Origin of the sequence: Xanthomonas cannabis pv. cannabis (genome assembly GCF_000802365.1) — a bacterium.
Taxonomy (GTDB): Bacteria; Pseudomonadota; Gammaproteobacteria; order Xanthomonadales; family Xanthomonadaceae; genus Xanthomonas; species Xanthomonas cannabis.
Genome location: NZ_JSZE01000059.1, coordinates 1 through 18,873 on the forward strand (window position 1 = coordinate 1; position 18,873 = coordinate 18,873).

The 18,873-nt window shown below is 65.2% G+C and carries 13 protein-coding genes and 1 riboswitch; of the genes, 7 read left to right on the forward strand and 6 right to left on the reverse strand.

Annotated elements, in window-relative coordinates; translation table 11 throughout:
* Both OZ10_RS11565 and OZ10_RS11570 read left to right on the forward strand, forming a co-directional pair.
* Positions 1-245: inorganic diphosphatase (locus tag OZ10_RS11565; RefSeq protein WP_039564965.1), on the forward strand; the 245-nt coding region annotated here is incomplete at its 5' end.
* 146 nt (positions 246-391) lie between these two features.
* On the forward strand, positions 392-1,507 hold the full coding sequence (locus OZ10_RS11570; RefSeq protein ID WP_039407294.1) for an HDOD domain-containing protein: 1,116 nt from the start codon (positions 392-394) through the stop codon (positions 1,505-1,507).
* 530 nt (positions 1,508-2,037) lie between these two features.
* Here OZ10_RS11570 and OZ10_RS11575 read toward each other — a convergent pair.
* The 6 genes from OZ10_RS11575 to ggt form a co-directional block, all read right to left on the reverse strand.
* Positions 2,038-4,929, reverse strand: a complete 2,892-nt coding sequence (locus OZ10_RS11575) for a TonB-dependent receptor plug domain-containing protein (RefSeq protein ID WP_039564967.1) — start codon at positions 4,927-4,929, stop codon at positions 2,038-2,040.
* A 48-nt stretch (positions 4,930-4,977) separates the two neighbouring features.
* Positions 4,978-5,871, reverse strand: coding sequence for a helix-turn-helix domain-containing protein (locus OZ10_RS11580; protein ID WP_039407288.1), 894 nt, complete (start codon positions 5,869-5,871; stop codon positions 4,978-4,980).
* A 110-nt stretch (positions 5,872-5,981) separates the two neighbouring features.
* Positions 5,982-8,321, reverse strand: coding sequence for a winged helix-turn-helix domain-containing protein (locus tag OZ10_RS11585; RefSeq protein ID WP_039564968.1), 2,340 nt, complete (start codon positions 8,319-8,321; stop codon positions 5,982-5,984).
* 423 nt (positions 8,322-8,744) lie between these two features.
* Positions 8,745-10,622, reverse strand: a complete 1,878-nt coding sequence (gene thiC / locus OZ10_RS11590; RefSeq protein WP_039564970.1) for a phosphomethylpyrimidine synthase ThiC — start codon at positions 10,620-10,622, stop codon at positions 8,745-8,747.
* A 92-nt stretch (positions 10,623-10,714) separates the two neighbouring features.
* Positions 10,715-10,812, reverse strand: a riboswitch (TPP riboswitch).
* A 440-nt stretch (positions 10,813-11,252) separates the two neighbouring features.
* Positions 11,253-13,091: a methyl-accepting chemotaxis protein gene (locus OZ10_RS11595; RefSeq protein WP_039564973.1), complete on the reverse strand. Its 1,839-nt coding sequence runs from the start codon at positions 13,089-13,091 to the stop codon at positions 11,253-11,255.
* Positions 13,092-13,168: 77 nt separating this feature from the next.
* A complete protein-coding gene (ggt, locus tag OZ10_RS11600) occupies positions 13,169-14,878 on the reverse strand; it encodes a gamma-glutamyltransferase (RefSeq protein WP_039564979.1) in 1,710 nt (569 codons plus the stop codon).
* 472 nt (positions 14,879-15,350) lie between these two features.
* On the opposite strand from ggt, the gene OZ10_RS23025 reads away from it, so the two are divergent.
* The 5 genes from OZ10_RS23025 to OZ10_RS11620 all read left to right on the forward strand — a co-directional run.
* The gene (locus OZ10_RS23025; protein WP_267483707.1) at positions 15,351-15,485 is read left to right on the forward strand and encodes a hypothetical protein; all 135 of its coding nucleotides are present in this window, start codon (positions 15,351-15,353) and stop codon (positions 15,483-15,485) included.
* Positions 15,486-15,533: 48 nt separating this feature from the next.
* A complete protein-coding gene (gene ilvC / locus OZ10_RS11605) occupies positions 15,534-16,535 on the forward strand; it encodes a ketol-acid reductoisomerase (RefSeq protein WP_039407273.1) in 1,002 nt (333 codons plus the stop codon).
* A 44-nt stretch (positions 16,536-16,579) separates the two neighbouring features.
* Complete coding sequence (ilvG, locus tag OZ10_RS11610; RefSeq protein ID WP_039564974.1) at positions 16,580-18,301, forward strand: acetolactate synthase 2 catalytic subunit; 1,722 nt, start codon at positions 16,580-16,582, stop codon at positions 18,299-18,301.
* Positions 18,285-18,542 (forward strand): ACT domain-containing protein, encoded by a 258-nt coding sequence (locus tag OZ10_RS11615; protein WP_039564976.1) that lies wholly within the window; start codon positions 18,285-18,287, stop codon positions 18,540-18,542. The genes ilvG and OZ10_RS11615 overlap by 17 nt, the downstream gene beginning before the upstream one ends.
* A 90-nt stretch (positions 18,543-18,632) precedes the next feature.
* The coding region (locus tag OZ10_RS11620) for a pyridoxal-phosphate dependent enzyme (RefSeq protein WP_039564977.1) at positions 18,633-18,873 on the forward strand (241 nt) is incomplete at its 3' end.

Here is an 18,873-nt window from a genome sequence, read left to right on the forward strand (position 1 = left end):
ACGAAGCGGGCAGCGACGAAAAGATCCTGGCGGTGCCGATCGAGAAGATCTTCTCCGGCTACGCGCACATCGAAGACATCAACCAGGTCTCCAGCCACTGGATGGAGCGCATCGGCCACTTCTTCGAGCATTACAAGGACCTGGAGAAGGGCAAGTGGGTCAAGCTCGACGGTTGGGGCGGCGCGGCCGAGGCCAAGCGCATCCTGGTCGAGTCGGTCGAACGCTATAATTCCGACGCGCCCTGAGCCGTTGGCTGTGACACTGCTCCGCACTGCGGAGCGACCGGGATCACGCATTTGCCGTGATCCCGGTGACCGCCTTCGGCAGATTGGGTACATTTGCCGACTGCGTTTGGCCGGCGTCTGCCGCCGGTGACTTCTGGGGAAGTGTCTTGCGTATTCTGTTTGTTGGGGACGAAGCCAGTCTTCCGTCCGACCTGATCGACTATGTCGCCGATCTCGGCGATCAGTGGCAGGCGCAGCAGGTGGCCGATGGAAATTCGGCGATCGAAGCTGCCGCGTTGTCGCCGTTCGATGCGGTCATCGTTGCACCGGTGTTGCCGGACCTGACTGCCGCCACCCTGCTGGGGCAGATCCGCACCTTGCGCCCGGATACCATCCGGATCGCGCTGATCGATGCCCAGGATGGCCAGCGCACGCCGCCGGCCCGCATCATTGGCGTGGCCCATCGTTTCCTGCCGATGCCGCTGGCCCCGGAAGTGCTGCTCGAGGCGGTAACCAGCCTGGAAGAACTGCGCGATCTGCTCAGCAACCCGCGCTTGCGCGCGGCTATCGGGCGCATCGAAAAGCTGCCCTCGCCGCCGCATCTGTATCTGAGTCTGATGCACGCGCTGGAAGAAGACGATGGCGCCGATGCGGCCGACATCGCCAAGCTGATCGCCGGCGACCCGGCGATTGCGGCCAAGGTGCTGCAATTGTGCAATTCGGCGTTCTTTTCCGGCGGCCGCAGCATCACCGACTTGCGGACCGCGGTGACCCGTCTGGGCGTGGCAACCTTGCGCGACCTGGTGCTGGCCAGCGAAGTCTTCTCGGTACAGACATTGACCCCGGCCGAGCGTAGCGCAATGCAGCGTCGCGCCCTGCTCTCTTCGCGACTGGCAGCAAAAGTGTTGCCACCGACCAGTGCAGAGTTGGGGTCCACAGCGGCCCTGCTGGCCGATATCGGCCTGTTGCTGCCCGGCGTGCGCGACGAGCGCGAGCCGCTGCTGGAAGGCGGCGACGAGCGTCTGGGTCACACTGAAGCCGGCGCGTATCTGCTGGGCCTGTGGGGCCTGCCGATGCCGATCATCGAGGCAGTGGCGTTCCATCGGCATCCGCAGCGCTCCAGCCTGCGCAGCTTCTGGGTCACCGGCGCGGTGCACGTGGCCACCGCGCTGGCCAGCGGCGAGGCGGTGGACGAAGAGTATCTGTCCAAGGTGGGGGTGATCACCCGCCTGCCGGCCTGGCGCGAACAGGCCGATACCTTGCTGGGGCTTGCCGAAGCGTAAGCGGCGACGGTGAAGGCAGCGATTGAAGGACGAAAGGCGCGATGACATCGCGCCTTTTTCTTTGGTATTTCGCCACCGCGTGATACGGGCAGGATGCCCGATGCGCATCTGCAGGATGCCGGCCTGCGAGGTCAGCAACTCCGCGATTGGCAGGACCCCACGGATATGCAGACCCTGCAACACACGCAGCCGAATCGATCCCAACGCGGTAGCGATTGGCCTTTGGACCAAGCATGGCAACGGCCATGGCTTCAGGCACCTGCGGTGGGGACGCTGGCACCTGGCATCGGTCCATATCGGACTGCTCGTGCGCAGTCGGATGCTCGTAATCCCCCACGCACCGCAATGGTGTGGGCAGCGAGCCCCCTCAGCGTTGGAGCAGCACGTACGCATCGCACCGGAAATGCAGCAGCTTGGCGCTCACCAGCGCGGCTCATCCGCACGCCGCACGGAAGGCACGCTCAGTGGCGGGCACAAAAAAAGCGGGCCTTTCGGCCCGCTTTTTCGACACACTTACATCGCTTCGATGATCAGAAGCGCTGGTTGTACTGCACGAACAGGAAGCGGTCGTAGTCGAGCATCGGATCGATCGCCGCGGTGCTGCTGTTGGTGATCGAGTAGGTGATCGGCGGCTGCTTGTTCCAGATGTTGCGGGCGCCGACGGTCACGCTGCCATCCCACGGAGCCTGCCAGGTGACCGAGACGTCCTGGTAGGAGATCGAGCCCTTCTTGTTGGAACCGGTGCCACCGCCCCAGCCCGGATTCGGCGTCTGGTAGTTCGGGTTGTTGCACTCGATGCCTGCCGCTGCATCCCAGCAGTAATCACGGAAACCGCCGTAGTAACGCAGGTTCCAGTTGGCCGACAGCGAACCCAGCGACCAGTCCAGACCCAAGGTGGCACGCACGCGCGGGAAGTTCCAGTAACCGGCCGCGTTTGCCCACTCGGCGCCGGCTTCCGCCTGCGACTTGTAGGTTGCCAGGTAGTTGGTGTCCAGGTTGACGGCGAACTTGCCGTAGGCGGTTTCCGGCATGCGGTAACGCACGCCGAAGTTGTAGCCTTCGGTTTCCAGACGACCCAGGTTGACGTTGCCGCGGCTCAGCGTGGTGACCTGACCGCTGATCGGGTCGCGACCGTAGTCGGCACAGTAGCTGGCCAGGTTGTTGAGGTAGCAGTTGTTCAACACATCATTGGCAGTGAGCGAAGTGATGATGTTGGAGATCGAGATGCGGTACCAGTCCAGCGAGAAATCCAGACCCTGCACCCAATGCGGGCTGTACACCATGCCCACGGTACGGGTGATGCTGTATTCCGGCTCCAGCTCGGCATTGCCCACGCCCGAATTGAACGGCGCGTTGCCCTGCACGTCGCGACGGGTCACCGGATTGCCCGCGGTGTCGGTCTGACGGTAGCCGGCCGGCAGGCCTTCGCCGGCGCAGCGTGCTGCCACGCCTGCATTGCCCAGCGAGCCGAAGGTGGCGTCGCACGGATCGGTGAAGGTATCGAACGTCTGCGAACCGCCACCGAAGGTGTCCGACAGCGTCGGCGCACGGAACCCGGTGCCGTAGGTACCACGCACCAGCAGGTCGTCGATCGGCTTCCAGGTGAAGCTGAACTTGCTGTTGGTGGTGTCACCGAAACGGCTGTAGTTGCTGTAACGCGCAGCCACGTCGAACGACAGTTCCTTGGCGCCCGGGAGATCCTTCAACACCGGGATCAACAGTTCCAGGTAGGCTTCGTTGGTCTGGTAGCGACCTTCGGTGGCCTGTGCAGCCAGGTCGGTGGTGTAACCGGCGCTGGACAGCTGATCGGGGTAGTCGTAACCGCTGACTTCGCGGTGCTCGACGCCTGCGGCGAAGCCCAGCTCACCGGCCGGCAGATCGAACAGGCCACCGGTGATGTTGGCGGTCCACTGCTTGCTTAGGCTCTGCTGCGTTGCCTGACCCAGCGCATTGATGTACTGCAGCGCGTTCGGCGTGGAGGCCGACGGGCCACCCAGGATGTTGAACGGGGTGCACTGGCCCAGCGCATTGCTGGTACCCAGAGCGATCGGAGCCGCTGCGGTACCGCACTGCACCTGACCCTGCGCATTGAGGAACGAAGGACCCAGTGCCTTTTGCAGCGCCAGCAAGTTGATGTTGCCGCGGGACACCTGCGTCACATCGTACTTGTTGTAGTTGAAGCCGACGTCCCAGTTCCAGCCGTGGCTGCCAACGTCGAACACACCTTCCAGCGCTGCATCGAAATGCAGGGTCTTGACGTTGCTTTCGGTGGTGCGCGGCAGTTCGACGGTGCGACGGAACCAGCTGGTGATGTCCTGGCCGACCGGGTTGTAGTAGCTGCTGCCACTGATGGCAACCGGGAACTGCGGCTGCGAAGACGCCTGCAGCGGGTAGCCGGCGATCTGACGGTTCGAGTCGCGCTCGGAGTACATCGCAGTCGACTTGAAGGTCAGGCTGTCGGTCAGGTTGTAGCTGCCGGTGGTGAAGATCGACTTGTTGCGGCTGGACTGCTGCAACATCATCTGGTCGACGGAGTTGTAGTAGTCGTCGGTGGTGATGTCGTTGTGGTAGTTGGCGATGTTGCGCGAATCCGCACCCACGCCACGGCCGTCGAACGAACCAGTGTGGTTGAGGATGTAGGTTTCGCCGTTGGAGGTGAAGCGGCCCCACGGACCGGTCGCGCTCAGGCTGTCTTCGATGTGGTTCGGGCCGGCCGAATAACGGGTCAGCGCGCGATCCTTGGCCCACACCGGATCTTCATTGGTGTAGTTGGCACCGAACACCAGCGAGGCACGGTCGGTGGTGGTGCCGGCGGTGAAGGAGTACTGCTCCTTGGAACCGTCGCCACGACCGTTCTGGCCGAAATACGCCGACGCTTCCGCGCCGTCATAGTTCTGGCGCAGGATGATGTTGACCACGCCAGCCACGGCGTCGGAGCCGTAAATCGCCGAGGCGCCGTCCTTCAGGACTTCGATGCGCTCGATCAGCGAGCTGGGAATGGTGGACATGTCGGTCAGGCCGTTCAGGCTGCTGGTCCAACGCTTGCCATTCACCAACACCAGGGTGCGGTTTTCGTTCAGGTTGTAGAGATTGACGTACTGGCCGCCCTGTTCCGGATCGGAGGTCAGCACGGCAGCCTTGCTGTAAGTCTGCGTACCGGCGATCGACAGATTCTGGAGGATGTCGCCAACGCTCACCAGGCCGGACTTCTGGATGTCCTGCTGGCTAACGGTGAACACCGGCTGTGCGGTTTCGACGTCGACCGAGCGAATGCGCGAGCCGGTGATTTCGATGCGGTCCAGCGTCGTGGTCGACGGGGCGGCGGACTGCTCTTGTGCATTGGCGGCAAAAGCCGGCGTCAACGCGATCGCAATACCGGCGGGCAAAAGGCCCAGCCGCACTGCGGAAGTGCGAAGGTTCATCAATCTCTCCAGGGTTCGTTAGTGGCGCGTTAAGCGCCCCTGTGCAAATTACGATTGCGTGAACGCCGTCGCTTTGCGCGTCACGCTACGTGGCTTTGCCGAATCTGGCGGATTGGTCGCCTGGTCGCGGTAGTGCGATGCAGAGACACCGAAGCGCGCACGAAATGCACGCGCAAAACTGCAGCAATTGTCAAAGCCGCTGGCCGCTGCCACTTCGCCGATCATCATCGAGGTATCGCGCAACAGGTCAGAGGCGCGCTCCAGACGCAAGCGGGCCGACAAGGCCTGCGGGCTCTCTTCATACAGGCTCTGGAAGGTCTTGGAGACATACCAGCTGGAGAAGTTGGTCAGCTGCGCCAGTTCGCTGATGCGTACTACCCGGTCGCTGTTGCCTTCCAGGTACAGCCGCGCACGCTGCATGCGACCGAACACCTGACGGCGGCGGCTACGCGAGCGACCCGGGCAACGCTGCTCCTGTTCGATGAAGTCGCGCTGCATCGCCGCCAGGTGCAGCAACAACGGGCGCGCGGACGCGCCACCGTTCTGCAGGGCCGCATTGCGCCAGAGCCGTAACGCGATGCGCAGATCGCTGCGCGACAAGTGGCTGCGCCCCGGATAGAGCGTGGCATCGGTCAACTCGGCCAGCGACTGCAAGCTGTCGCCATCCAGGCTGACGCCCACGCACAGGGCACTGCGATCGGCCTGCACGGTGGGGTGCGAATCCTTGTCGAAGGCGATCCAGTCGCCGGCACGCAAACGGAAGCGGCCCTCTTTGGATTCCACCCAGGCACGGCCGCGCAGCTGCACCCACAGCGTGAAGGTGGCGGACGTCGTGCGGATGCTGCCCAGACGCGACACTGCCAGACACGTGGTCGAGGTCGACTCGCTGGCGCCGTCCAATGACAGCGCGAGCCCGCGATCGGCAGTGATGACCTGTTGCATGTTGGCAGCCCCGTTTACAAAAGAGGGCGTAGTGTTTTGCCGAATCTGGCGTGAGTCAGGAAGTTCCGACGAAGGAGTGCCGAAATCGATACGAAGCCTTTCCGAATAAATTACGAGGCGACTTTTCTCAATATCGTCAACAAGTTGGATATGAAGCCGACAGGGACCGACGAACGTCCGGGCAGTGCCATATAGGCGATCGAACTGCCATCCTCTTCCGCCAGCGCGACATACATCGCGCCGCTGTGCTGATCGAGGCTGAAGCCGTTGATGGTGGTGAACTTCGCCACGTCCAGGCATTGCGCATGCTGGCTGCGCAACTCGCTGTCATGCGTCGCGCAACTGTCGCTGGACGACAGATAGTGCACCTGGCCATTGGCGCCGGGCGCCCAGCTGCGATAACGCCAACGCGTCGGCTGCTGCGGGTCCACCGGCTGCAGCGTATCGGCCGCCAGCGTCGGCGCGATCTGCCACAGCCCGCCACCACTCAGATGCGTGAACAGCACCTGCCCGCTGACCCGGTCCAACCGTAGCTGCGACACGTCCGCCAGCGTGGCCAGCGCGCGCCACGGCGTACTGCGGCGGTCGTACAGCGTGGCGAAGGTGTGGCCATCGTCGGCCGCGGCCACGACCAGCAAGCGATCAGGATCGGGAAGATGGATCGCCTGCAACGGCCGCGCCTGGGGCACCGCAAGGCGCACGGCCTTGCCGTTCCCCGGGGTCACTTCGAACAGCGCCGCATGCCCGTCGGCATCGCTGCCGCTGACCAGCACCTTGCGCGAATCGGCGGACCAATCCGCCGCCTGCCGCGCATCCGGCCGCAGGCCTTCGATCAGCCGCACCGAGCCGGGCTGGGTGACGTCGCCCCACCACAGCCCATACGCGCCGGAGCGGTTAGAGGCGAAGATGAGTTGGCGACCGTCCGGCGCGATCATCGGCTGGTCATCGCGCCCGCTGGAGGGAAACAGGCGGCGCCGGATGTAGCCGCCATTCATGGGGTCATGAATGACCTGATACACACCAAACTGCGGCTTGCGCTGCACGAAGACCAGGTGGTCGTGCGCCACGTCCGGCGCCTGCGCATCGTCCACGCCCAGGTCATGCAGGCTGCGATCGACCAGATCCAGCCGATACAAGCGCGCCTCGCTATCCACGCGGCGCCCGAATACCAGCCCGCTCCCGTCGCGCAACCAGCTCCAACCGCGAATATCGGCATTGTCATGCGTCAACCGCTCGGCGGTGCCGCCCTGTGCAGGCATTCGCCACAGGTCGCCGAGCTGGGGGTTGCGCAGGAACACGATCCACTGCCCGTCCGGGGAATAGCCCGGCGCGTAGTCGAAGTCGCCCGGCTCCGCGCTGTAGCGCAGCGCCTGCCACTGCCCGGTGCCCAGATCCAGGCGCCGAATCCGCGCGCCCCCCTGTGCGCCGGTCATGCTGCCGAACAACAACGCACGCCCGTCGGGCGACCAGCTGAAACTGAGCATGTCCGCGCCATCGCAGCGGGCCACCTCGCGCGCTGCGGCCGGGCCGCTTGCCGCCGCAATCATGACCCCGCAGCTTCCATCCGGAGCCTGCCTGGAGAACGCAATCTGCCGTCCGTCCGGCGACCACGCAGGCAGGCGATCGGAGATGCCGGGCGCCGGTGTTTCAAGCACGCGCGGGTAGGCGTTGTCGGTCGTCTTGACCAGGATCGACGTCCCCGGACGATCGCTGGTCAACGATGCATACGCGACCATGCGGCCGTCCGGCGACAGGCTGGGAGTGAGATCGAATCCGCCGCCTGCGGTAATCACCTGGTACGGTCGTTTGGGGCTGCCCGGCACTGCGCTCGATGTCGCCACCGGGTCGACCGGCGCATGCAGCCAGAGCGTGCGCGGCACCAGCCCGAGCACCGCCAGCAAGGCCACGCCCGCGATCGCCAAAGCCATCCAGCGCCGCCGCGGTGTCATCGCAGCAGCACGCGAAGATTGGCCTTGCGCCGGTGCGGGAACAGGGATGGTCGGCGCTGTTGCACTCACGCGCGCTGCAGGCGCGGGCAGCGCTGCATCCAGAACTGCCGGCGCCTGCGCATGCGACGGCGATTGCGCGTCAGGCACCTGCGCCACCAGCGGGTCACTCTCCGTCTCCCACGCCACCGGCGCCATCAGCCGATAGCCGGTCTTGGCAATCGTTTCGATGTGCTCCGAGCGCTGGCTCCCATGAGTGGCCAGCGCCTTGCGCAGCTGCGTCACCGCCTGGGTGACCACATCATTGGTGGGCAAGGTATCGGGCCACACGTCGGCGAGCAGCTGCTCACGCGTGACCACCTGCCCCGGCTGCCGCGCCAGGCTCAGCAAGACCGCCAGGGATTTGGGCGCCAGCCGCGCGACACGCCTGGCTCCGGGCGCATGCACTTCGCGCGAGGCAACGTCGACCACGCACGGGCCGACGCGCAGCCGGCCAGAGGGCATTGCAGTAACGGGAGGAACACTCATCGGCAAAAAACACGCATCGGCATGCAAGGACAACAAAGGACGCATCACGCAATCCGCGCGAAACGCCAAATTCAGCAAAGGACCACGACCAACTGTGTCATGCATCCGTTTGGTGCAAATTTTACCCTACGCACCGTTGCTTCCTATGACAGGCGGCGACGTCAGGCTCTCTCTCTCTCGCCGACGAATTCAAATAACGACGATGTTCCCTTCGCGCCTTCTGGCGCGATTTTTTTATCTGCGATTCAGGTAAAACCGTCGAGAGCCTTGTGCTGTGTAATCGCTTGCAGCGCGACCCCACCGTGGCACTTGCGCACCACGATGCGATCTGCTCGCGAAAACCTGAATTCCTGTTAAGCGACCACGTCGCCCGAGCTCGGCGGCGGGCGCCTGGCGGCATCAGGACGCGCGATACACCTGTGCGCCCTGCGCCAGGAACTGCAACGCCTTTTCTTCCATGCCGGCTGACAACGCACGCTCAGCGCCCATGCCGTGCTCGGCCGCGTAGTCGCGTACGTCCTGGGTGATCTTCATGGAACAGAAGTGCGGACCGCACATCGAACAGAAGTGCGCCAGCTTGTGCGCGTCCTTGGGCAGGGTTTCGTCGTGAAACTCCCTGGCCTTTTCCGGATCCAGCCCGAGATGGAACTGGTCGTCCCAACGGAATTCGAAACGCGCCTTGCTCAAGGCGTTGTCGCGCACCTGCGCCCCGGGATGTCCCTTGGCGAGGTCGGCTGCATGCGCAGCGATTTTGTAGGCCATGATGCCGTCGCGCACGTCCTGCCGGTTGGGCAGACCCAGGTGCTCCTTCGGCGTGACGTAGCAGAGCATCGCCGTGCCGAACCAGCCGATCATCGCCGCGCCGATCGCGCTGGTGATGTGGTCGTAACCGGGCGCGATATCAGTGGTCAACGGCCCCAGGGTGTAAAACGGCGCTTCGCCGCATTCGCGCAGCTGCTTGTCCATGTTTTCCTTGATCAACTGCATCGGCACATGGCCCGGGCCTTCGATCATGGTCTGCACGTCGTGCTGCCAGGCGAGCCTGGTCAACTCGCCCAACGTCTCCAGCTCGCCGAACTGCGCCGCGTCGTTGGCATCGGCAATACAACCCGGCCGCAGGCCATCGCCCAGCGAAAATGCCACGTCGTAGGCCTTCATGATCTGGCAGATGTCTTCGAAGTGCGTGTAGAGAAAATTCTCCTTGTGATGCGCCAGGCACCACTTGGCCATGATCGAGCCACCACGCGAGACGATACCGGTGACGCGTTTTGCGGTAAGCGGCACGTAGCGCAACAGCACGCCGGCATGGATGGTGAAGTAATCCACGCCTTGCTCGGCCTGCTCGATCAAGGTGTCGCGGAAAATCTCCCAGGTGAGGGCTTCGGCACGCCCGTCCACTTTTTCCAGCGCCTGGTAGATCGGCACCGTGCCGATCGGCACCGGCGAATTGCGGATGATCCACTCGCGCGTTTCGTGGATGTGCTTGCCGGTGGACAGGTCCATCACCGTGTCGCCGCCCCAACGGATCGACCACACCAGTTTTTCCACTTCTTCGGCGATGCCCGAAGACACCGCGCTGTTGCCGATGTTGGCGTTGATCTTGGTCAGGAAATTGCGACCGATGATCATCGGTTCGCTTTCCGGGTGATTGATGTTGTTGGGCAGAATCGCGCGGCCGCGTGCAATCTCGTCACGCACGAATTCCGGCGTGATGCGCTGCTGGATCGCCGCACCGAACGACTCGCCGGGATGCTGCTTGCGCAAGACCGCATCGGCCACCGCCTCCAACCGCTGGTTTTCACGGATTGCCACGAACTCCATCTCCGGCGTGATGATGCCGCGCCGTGCGTAATGCATCTGGGTGACGTTGGCGCCCTCCCGGGCCACGCGCGGCAGACGACGCGCCGGGAAACGCACTGCATCCAGCCGCGCATCGTGCTCGCGTCCGCGCCCGAAGCTGGAACTCAATCCATCCAGCGCCACGGTGTCGCCGCGCTCGGCAATCCACTGCGTGCGCAGCGGTGCCAGACCGGCAGCCAGATCGATGGCCGCCTGTGGGTCGGTGTAGGGCCCAGAGGTGTCGTAGACGCTGAGCGGCGCATTGTCTTCGCCACCGAACAACGTGGGCGTGCGCGTCAACGCAATCTCGCGCATCGGCACCTGCAGATCCGCGCGCGAGCCTTGCACGAAGATCTTGCGGGACCCGGAAATCGGCTGGGTGACAGCCTGGGACAACGACTGGGCTTGTTGCTGCAAAACGGTGGGCGCGGCATTCATGGCATTCGTCCTGTGTGCTGGCCCTGCGAAGGAGTCGCAGTGCGGACGAAGCGGCGGCGCTCAACACTCAGGTGCCCGTGCAGGCACGGACCCTCGCATCTAACGAAGCTTCCCTACGCCGGTATGAGCCGGATCAGGTTCGAAGGGACTATCTCAACCGCAGCGCGCTGCGGTACCCCCACTTCGGCGGCGATTAAACCACATCGCCTGCGCTCACGGCGCGCGCGAGCAGCTTTGCGGAAGGAACTCACGAGAAAGCGCATCCGCAGGGAGGAAGCGCTCACCCGTTAGCCGGATGGGGCGTATCCAGCTGGACGCGCCTGCTTATTGCGGAACGATCACGGCCGGCGACCATGATTTGCGATCAGCAGCAGTCTGATACGAAGCGACCTTGCAGATCACCAAGAGCTGAACAGGACGTTTGGTGCCTGCTCGCTGACATGCGCAGACATTTCCGCGGCACACCGTGCAACTAGCCTGCCGGCACTACAACAAGAAACCTGCTCTCTCTCCCTGCCGCCGATTCCGGCGGCTTTTTTTTGGGTTGCCGCGTTGACGCACGGCGGCCAGGGTCCGGCCGGATGCAGTACCGCGCACGCGGCGACACCCTCGCACGCGTGGGTTTCCCGGTCACTCCAGGGTGTATCCCACCCGCAGGCCGCCCCAGTGCTTGCGATCGACGAAGATCGGGGCCGACAGGTCGAACATGATCTGACCGGTGTCGCGGCGGTAGACCTGCAGGCGGTAGGGGTCGGTGTGTGCGCCGACGCTGCGGCCGACGCGGTCGGTGAACTTGCGCTTGGTGCGGTTGCCGACCAGGTCGCGCTTGGCATCGCCGGTCAGCGCTTGGGTGAAGCGCAGGTTGTGGGTGGGCACGTAGCCGTCGGGATTGGCGCAGATGGCAAACACGATCCACGGGTGCGCATCCAGCAGCGGCTCCTGCAGCGGCGGCAACACCTGATCGCAGAGCGCGTCGAAGTCGGTAGTGAACTTGGGCGGTTCGACACCGGCGATCGGCGTGTAGGCGCGCGCAAACAACGCGGCTTCATCGATCTGGCCGCGCGCAATGGCCTGCGCCAATGCCGCCCCGATCCTGCCCGCGGTGGCCACGGCCAGTTCCTTGACGCGCGCGTGCCGGGGCACCTGCAGCGGGTCGGCCGGCAATCGGAACAACCCCACGCAGTCGCGCAGGGTTTCGGTGCCGCGCTCCAGCGCTTCGCTGCGTTCGGCCACATGCGCGGCGTGCTGCAGATTGCTGCGGCCCAGGGCCACCACGCCATCCACGGCGCGCTCGATGCCGCGGATCTCGCCGTCCTGCGCCTGGATGCGCCCGGCCACCGTGGTCATCGCGCTGCTGGCCTGCCCAAGCACGCGGGTGATGCCGTCGAGCACCGCTTCGGTGCCGCGCGCGGAGGCCGCACCCTCGCCTACCGCGGCGCTGGTTTCGGCGAGGATAGCGCGCACATCGCGGGCCGCCGCTGAGGCGCGCTCTGCCAGGCGGCGGATTTCGGTGGCGACCACCGCAAAGCCGCGCCCGGCATCGCCGGCATGCGCCGCTTCGATGCTGGCATTGATCGACAGGATGTTGGTCTGGAACGCCACCGAGTCGATGACTTCGATGACCTCACCGGCACGCGCGGCCCGACGCTCCACTTCGTGCATGGCCTGACCCAGCGCGTGCGCCGCCGCCACGCCCTGCCGCGCGCTGTCATCGGCACTGGCCGCCAGCGCGATGACCTGCCCCAGCTCGGCATTGACGTCGTGCAGGCTGGACGAGAGCCGCTCCACCGCCATGCGCGCCCCGTCCAGCGCCTCGGTCTGGGCTTGCGACTGGCGCACCATGTCGTCGTTTTCGGCTACCAGCGGCGGCACTTCAGCCGCGATCTGCACCGACAGCGCCACGGCCTGCCGGATCGCCTCGGCCAGATTGCCGAAGCCGGCCTGCAGCCGGCGCCCCATGTCGGTCTCTGCCAGACCGGGCGGCAGCAGCAGTTCCAGCTCGCAGCCGGCCAGCGCCTGGGCGGTGCGCTCCAGCACCGTACGGTCTTCATGCTCGGCCTGCAGGCGCGCCACCAACGGCTGCAATAGCGGCGAAATCGGCACCGGGCGGCTGTCGTCGGCCAGGCGGGTGGCTTCGCGCAGCAGGATTGCGGTTTCCACGTGCGGCAGCGACAGCATCCAGCCACCGTACGCGCGCTCGCGCACGTAGCGCACGCGCCGCGCCGGATCGTCGCCCGGTGCCGCCCAGACGCCTTCTTCGCCGACCAGATCCGCTGCGCTCAATCCCCACAGCACCGATGCCGGCGCGCCCTGCAGCTCGCCGGCGGTCTTGCCCAGCACGTCCAGGCCGGCGCGGTTGCACGCCACCAGACAGGCCTCGGCCGAAAGCCGCAGCAGGGCCACCGGCGCATCGGGAAGCTGGGCCGCCTGTGTCTGCGACGGCGGGTCAGGCGATTGCATCGAGCTCATGGGGACTCCTAATCCATCGATAGCGTTAGCGGCGCGTCGGGCCTGGAGTTGAGTCGCGCGGCACCGCGCCAGCCCGCTCAAAATCCGGCGGCCTGCCCATCCTTGCGGCTTTCCGAGGCACCGTAGTACACCCCGCTGGCAGGATCGCGGGCGATCGCCTGATAGCCGCCATACGGGCCATCGGCAAAGATCACCCGGTGGCCCTTGCGCATCAACGCACGGATGGTGTCGTAGGAGAAGCCGGTCTCCAGATTGACCTCGCCACCATCGCTCATCGCCGTGGCCTGGCCGGTCGGCTCGGTGGAGCCTTCATGCTGGATGCGCGGCGCGTCGCCGGCTTCCTGCAGATTCATGTGGAAGTCCACCAGGTTCATCACGATCTGCACATGGCCCTGCGGCTGCATCGCACCGCCCATCACGCCGAAGCTCAGCCACGGCTTGCCGTCCTTGGTGACGAAGGCCGGGATGATGGTCTGGAACGGCCGCTTGCCCGGTGCGTAGCCGTTGGGGTGATCCTTCTTCAGCACGAACATCTCGCCGCGGTCCTGCAGGATGAAGCCCAGCCCCGGCGGCGCCATGCCGCTGCCCATGCCGCGGTAGTTGGACTGGATCAGCGACACCATCATGCCGTCGGCATCGGCCACGGTCATGTAGATGGTGTCGCCCTCTTCCAGTTGCTTGGGTGTGCCCGGCTGTACTTCCTTGAGCGCCTTGTCCATGGAGATCAGCGCGCGGCGCTGGGCCGCGTAGTCCTTGGACACCAGCCTGGCCAGCGGTGCGGGCTGGAAGGCCGGGTCGGCGTAGAAGCGTGCACGGTCGGCAAACGCCAGCTTCTTGGCCTCGGTGAACAGGTGCACATGCTCGGCCGAGCCGAACGGGATCTTGGAAAAATCGTAGGCTTCCAGGATGTTGAGCATCTGCAGCGCAGCAATGCCCTGGCTGTTGGGCGGCAGCTCCCAGACGTCGTAGCCGCGATAGTTGGTGCTGACCGGCTCCACCCACTCGCCCTGATGGCTGGCCATGTCTTCGTAGCTCAGGTAGCCGCCATTGGCCTTGAAGTAGGCACCGATGGTGCGCGCGATCTCGCCCTTGTAGAACGCATCGCGGCCGCCGTCGGCGATCTGCTGCAGCGTATTGGCCAGGTTCGGGTTCTTCCACAGCTCGCCTTTGCGCGGGGCGTGGCCGTCGATGGTGAACTGCTCCTGGAAGCCGGGGTATTGCGACAGGCGCGGTACCGAACGGTCCCAGTAATAGGCAATGGTTTCGGCCACCGGATGGCCTTCGCGCGCGTAACGAATCGCCGGTGCCAGGTTCTGCGCCATCGACTTGCGCCCGAAGCGCTCATGCAGCGCGAACCAGCCGTCCACCGCGCCCGGCACCGAGACCGGCAGCGGGCCGGTGGGCGGAATGTCCTTCAGGCCGCGACGCTGGAACTCGGCCAGGGTCAGCGACTTGGGCGAGCGGCCCGAACCGTTGTAACCGTAAAGCTTGCTGGTCTTGGGGTCCCACACGATCGCGAATAGATCCCCGCCCACCCCGTTGCCGGTGGGTTCCATCAGGCCCAGCGCCGCATTGGCCGCGATCGCCGCGTCGACCGCCGAGCCGCCGTTCTTCATCACGTCCAGGGCGATCTGGGTCGCCAGCGGTTGCGAGGTCGCCGCCATGGCATGCGGCGCAATGACTTCCGAGCGGGTGGCGAAGGGCTGCCCGGTGATCCGGTCGGCGGCGCCGAGAGGCGGCGCGAGTAGCGCCAGGGCAGACACCAGCAAGACAGGTACGCGACGCATGATCAACAGCTCCCCATGACACGACAGATGAAGGGCTCACCATACCAGCGGCCTCTGTCGCGGCGCTCGTTCGATGCCATCGCACACGGAAAAACCGCGCAGTTGGTGATGTCCGTTGGCGATTCCGGTACACGTGCAATCCGGTTTCAGCCGCAACCATGCTGCTGTCATGCGGCCTGGCGCATCGCCGGCCGCATGAATGCGGATGCTTCAGCCGCAAGGGTTGACACCTCACCGGCCGCGGTGGTTATCTCAGGCCCATGCCGCACCGCCACACCACCTCGAACGCTCCGATGCCCGCGCCCTTCGGCGTGCCGGCAGCGTCGCTTCTCGTGCTCGTACTTATTACCTCGCCAACCGGTGCGGGACGAGACTTCGTGTAGGCAACAAACACACAAGGCTTCGATCAGACCCCGCACCGGCAACGGCGCGGGGTTTCGCGTTTCAGGGATCACCAAAAGTTTCGAATGACATGAACGACATCACCACCATCGCCAGAACGTCTTCCAGCAATGCCCGCACCGGCGCTGCTGCCTGCGTCTGCATGTGCGGCGGCTTCGCTCATCCCCGCTTTGCTCAGCCGGCCAGTGTCTGCACTGCCGGCTGATCTCTTTCCACTGCCCATCTCCACTGCCAACCCCGCAAGGACACCTTCATGAGCAACGACACCCAACCGAAAATCGCGATCATCGGCTACGGCAGCCAGGGCCGCGCGCATGCGCTGAACCTGCGCGATTCCGGCTTCGACGTCACCGTCGGCCTGCGTGCCGGGGGCCCGACCGAATCCAAGGCGCAGGCCGACGGCTTCACCGTCGTGGCCCCCACCGAGGCGGTCAAGAGCGCCGACCTGGTCGCCATCCTGACCCCGGACATGGTGCAGAAGAAGCTCTACGAGGAGGTCATCGCCCCCAACATGAAGCAGGGCGCCTGCCTGTTGTTCGCGCATGGCCTGAACGTGCATTTCGACATGATCAAACCGCGCGCCGATCTGGACGTGGTGCTGGTCGCGCCCAAGGGCCCGGGCGCGCTGGTGCGTCGCGAATATGAGATCGGCCGCGGCGTGCCGTGCATCTATGCGGTGTACCAGGACACCAGCGGCAAGGCCGAGCAGTTCGCGCTGACCTATGCCGGCGGCCTGGGCGGCGCGCGCGCCAATATCATCAAGACCACCTTCAAGGAAGAGACCGAAACCGATCTGTTCGGCGAGCAGGCGGTGCTGTGCGGCGGCGCCTCGTCGCTGGTGCAGGCCGGTTTCGAAGTATTGGTGGAAGCCGGCTACCAGCCGGAAATCGCGTACTACGAAGTGCTGCACGAATTGAAGTTGATCGTGGACCTGTTCTACGAAGGCGGCATCACCCGCATGCTGGAATTCGTGTCCGAAACCGCCCAATACGGCGACTATGTCAGCGGCCCGCGGGTGATTGATGCCAGCACCAAGGCGCGCATGAAGGACGTGCTGACCGACATCCAAAACGGCACCTTCACCAAGAACTGGGTGGCCGAGTACGAAGCCGGCCTGCCGAACTACAGCAAGTTCAAGCAGGCCGATCTGGAGCACCCGATCGAAGAAGTGGGCAAGAAGCTGCGCGCCAAGATGGTGTGGCTCAACGGCGAACAGCAAGCCGCCGCCGCACCTGCGAATCAACAGGCGGCATAACGCCGCCGCATCCCCCACCGCTTAACACCGAAGGTCCGCAACGCATGAACACCTCCGCACACAGCACGCCCCGCAACGGCGCGCGCTGGCTGACGCAGGCCCTGGAAGCTGAAGGCGTGGAAACGCTGTTCGGCTATCCGGGCGGCACCATCATGCCGTTCTACGACGCCCTGGTGGATTCCAGGCTCAAGCACATCCTGGTGCGCCACGAACAAGGCGCCGCCCTCGCCGCCAACGGCTACGCCCGTGCCAGCGGCCGGGTCGGCGTGTGCGTGGCCACCTCCGGCCCGGGCGCGTCCAACTTGGTCACCGGCATTGCCGACGCCATGCTCGATTCGGTGCCGATGGTGTGCCTGACCGGCCAGGTCGCCACGCCCTTGCTGGGCACCGACGCGTTCCAGGAGCTGGACGTGTTCGGCATGACCATGCCGATCGTCAAGCACAGCTTCTTGGTGCGGCGTGTGGAGGATCTTCCGGAGATGGTGCGCGAGGCATTTCGCATTGCGCGCGAGGGTCGCCCGGGCCCGGTATTGATCGATCTGCCCAAGGACGTGCAGATTGCCGATGCGTCGCACCTGCCTGAGCATGTGCCAGCGGCCGTGTTGCCGCCGCCGGCACCTGCGGACGCGAAACTGGCCGATGCACTGGCGGCGATCGCCGGTGCCGAGCGCCCGGTGGTGTATGGCGGTGGCGGAATTGCATTGGCCGGCGCAGTGGAGGCATTCCGGCGCTTTGTCGAAGCCACCGGCATCCCGACCGCGCTAACCTTGCGCGGCCTGGGCGCATTGCCGCATGCGCATCCGGATTACCTGGGCATGCTGGGCATGCACGGCACCCGTGCGGCCAATATGGCCATCCAAGAATGCGACCTGCTGGTGGTGGTGGGCGCACGGTTCGATGACCGTGCCACCGGCAAGCTGAGCGAGTTCGCCCCGTTTGCGCGTGTCATCCATCTGGATGCCGACGCGTATGAAATCTCGAAGCTGCGCACCGCCGATATCGCGGTGCCCGGCGATGTGGCAACGAGTCTGAAAGCACTGAGTGCGGCGCGTGGCAACTGCCAGGCCTGGCGCACGCGCTGCTTTGCCAACCGCGAAAAATTTGGCGCGCGCTACGACGCGCCCGGCACCGATATCTATGCGCCGGCGCTGCTGAAGCGCCTGAGCGAAGTGGCGCCGGCCGACACCATCATCGCCTGCGATGTCGGCCAGCATCAGATGTGGGTGGCCCAACATTGCCGCTTCAACGATCCACGTAATCACCTCACCAGCGGCGCGCTGGGCACCATGGGCTTCGGCCTGCCGGCGGCGATGGGCGCGCAGTTTGCCTGCCCCGACCGCACCGTGGTGCTGGTCTCCGGCGATGGCAGTTTCATGATGAATGTGCAGGAGCTGGTGACCATCGCGCGCTGCAAGCTGCCGGTGAAGATCGTGCTGCTGGACAATAGTTCGCTGGGCATGGTCCGGCAGTGGCAGGAGCTGTTCTTTGCCGAGCGCTACAGCGAGATCGACCTGTCCGACAACCCGGATTTCGCGGCCTTGGCGCAGGTATTCGGCATCCCGGCCAAGCGCATCATCGCGCGCGGCGACGTGGATGCCGCGCTGGCCGACCTGCTGACGCAACCGGGCCCAGGCCTGCTGCATGTGGCCATCGATGCGCGTGCCAACGTGTGGCCGCTGGTGCCACCCAACAACGCCAACAGCACCATGCTGGACAGCAACCCCGCACACGCGGCCAAGGAGACGACACATGCGTTACCGGCTTGATCTGGTGCTGAAGCCGGCCGAAGGCGCACTGGTGCGGGTGATCGGCATGACCGAGCGCCGCGGCTTCCGCCCGTGCGCCATCCAGGGTGCTGCGGCGCCGGACGAAGCCGGCCGCTGGCATCTGCAACTGGACGTGGACAGCAGCCGTCCACCGGAGACGCTGCGTCTGCAACTGGAAAAGGTCTACGACTGCGAATCGGTCAGCATCGTCACGCTGGAATCGGTCGAGGCCGCTGCATGAGCACCCAGCCTCCGCGTACGCAGACCTCGCGTGACCACCAGACCGCTGTCCGGAGGTGTCTTCTTCCGGATCGGCCGCGCGCGTGCCGCAATGCCTGATTCCGGCCGCCCCACCACGCAGGAGCCCGACGTAGGCGACGTGGCCGTCAGCGTGGCCGATGTGCTGGCTGCACAGGCGCGCTTGCGCAAGTACCTCTCGCCCACGCCACTGCATTACGCCGAACGCTTCGGCGTGTGGTTGAAGCTGGAAAACCTGCAGCGCACCGGCTCCTACAAGGTGCGCGGCGCCTTGAATGCCTTGCTGGCCGGTCTGGAACGCGGCGACGAGCGCC

Coding starts and splice junctions, on each gene's coding strand:
- thiC (WP_039564970.1), bottom strand. CDS start 10,622: ATGAATGCCGCGCCCACCGTTTTGCAGCAACAAGCCCAGTCGTTGTCC.
- ilvG (WP_039564974.1), top strand. CDS start 16,580: ATGAACACCTCCGCACACAGCACGCCCCGCAACGGCGCGCGCTGGCTG.
- ilvC (WP_039407273.1), top strand. CDS start 15,534: ATGAGCAACGACACCCAACCGAAAATCGCGATCATCGGCTACGGCAGC.
- OZ10_RS11575 (WP_039564967.1), bottom strand. CDS start 4,929: ATGAACCTTCGCACTTCCGCAGTGCGGCTGGGCCTTTTGCCCGCCGGT.
- ggt (WP_039564979.1), bottom strand. CDS start 14,878: ATGCGTCGCGTACCTGTCTTGCTGGTGTCTGCCCTGGCGCTACTCGCG.
- OZ10_RS23025 (WP_267483707.1), top strand. CDS start 15,351: ATGAACGACATCACCACCATCGCCAGAACGTCTTCCAGCAATGCCCGC.
- OZ10_RS11595 (WP_039564973.1), bottom strand. CDS start 13,091: ATGAGCTCGATGCAATCGCCTGACCCGCCGTCGCAGACACAGGCGGCC.
- OZ10_RS11585 (WP_039564968.1), bottom strand. CDS start 8,321: ATGCCCTCTGGCCGGCTGCGCGTCGGCCCGTGCGTGGTCGACGTTGCC.
- OZ10_RS11580 (WP_039407288.1), bottom strand. CDS start 5,871: ATGCAACAGGTCATCACTGCCGATCGCGGGCTCGCGCTGTCATTGGAC.
- OZ10_RS11615 (WP_039564976.1), top strand. CDS start 18,285: ATGCGTTACCGGCTTGATCTGGTGCTGAAGCCGGCCGAAGGCGCACTG.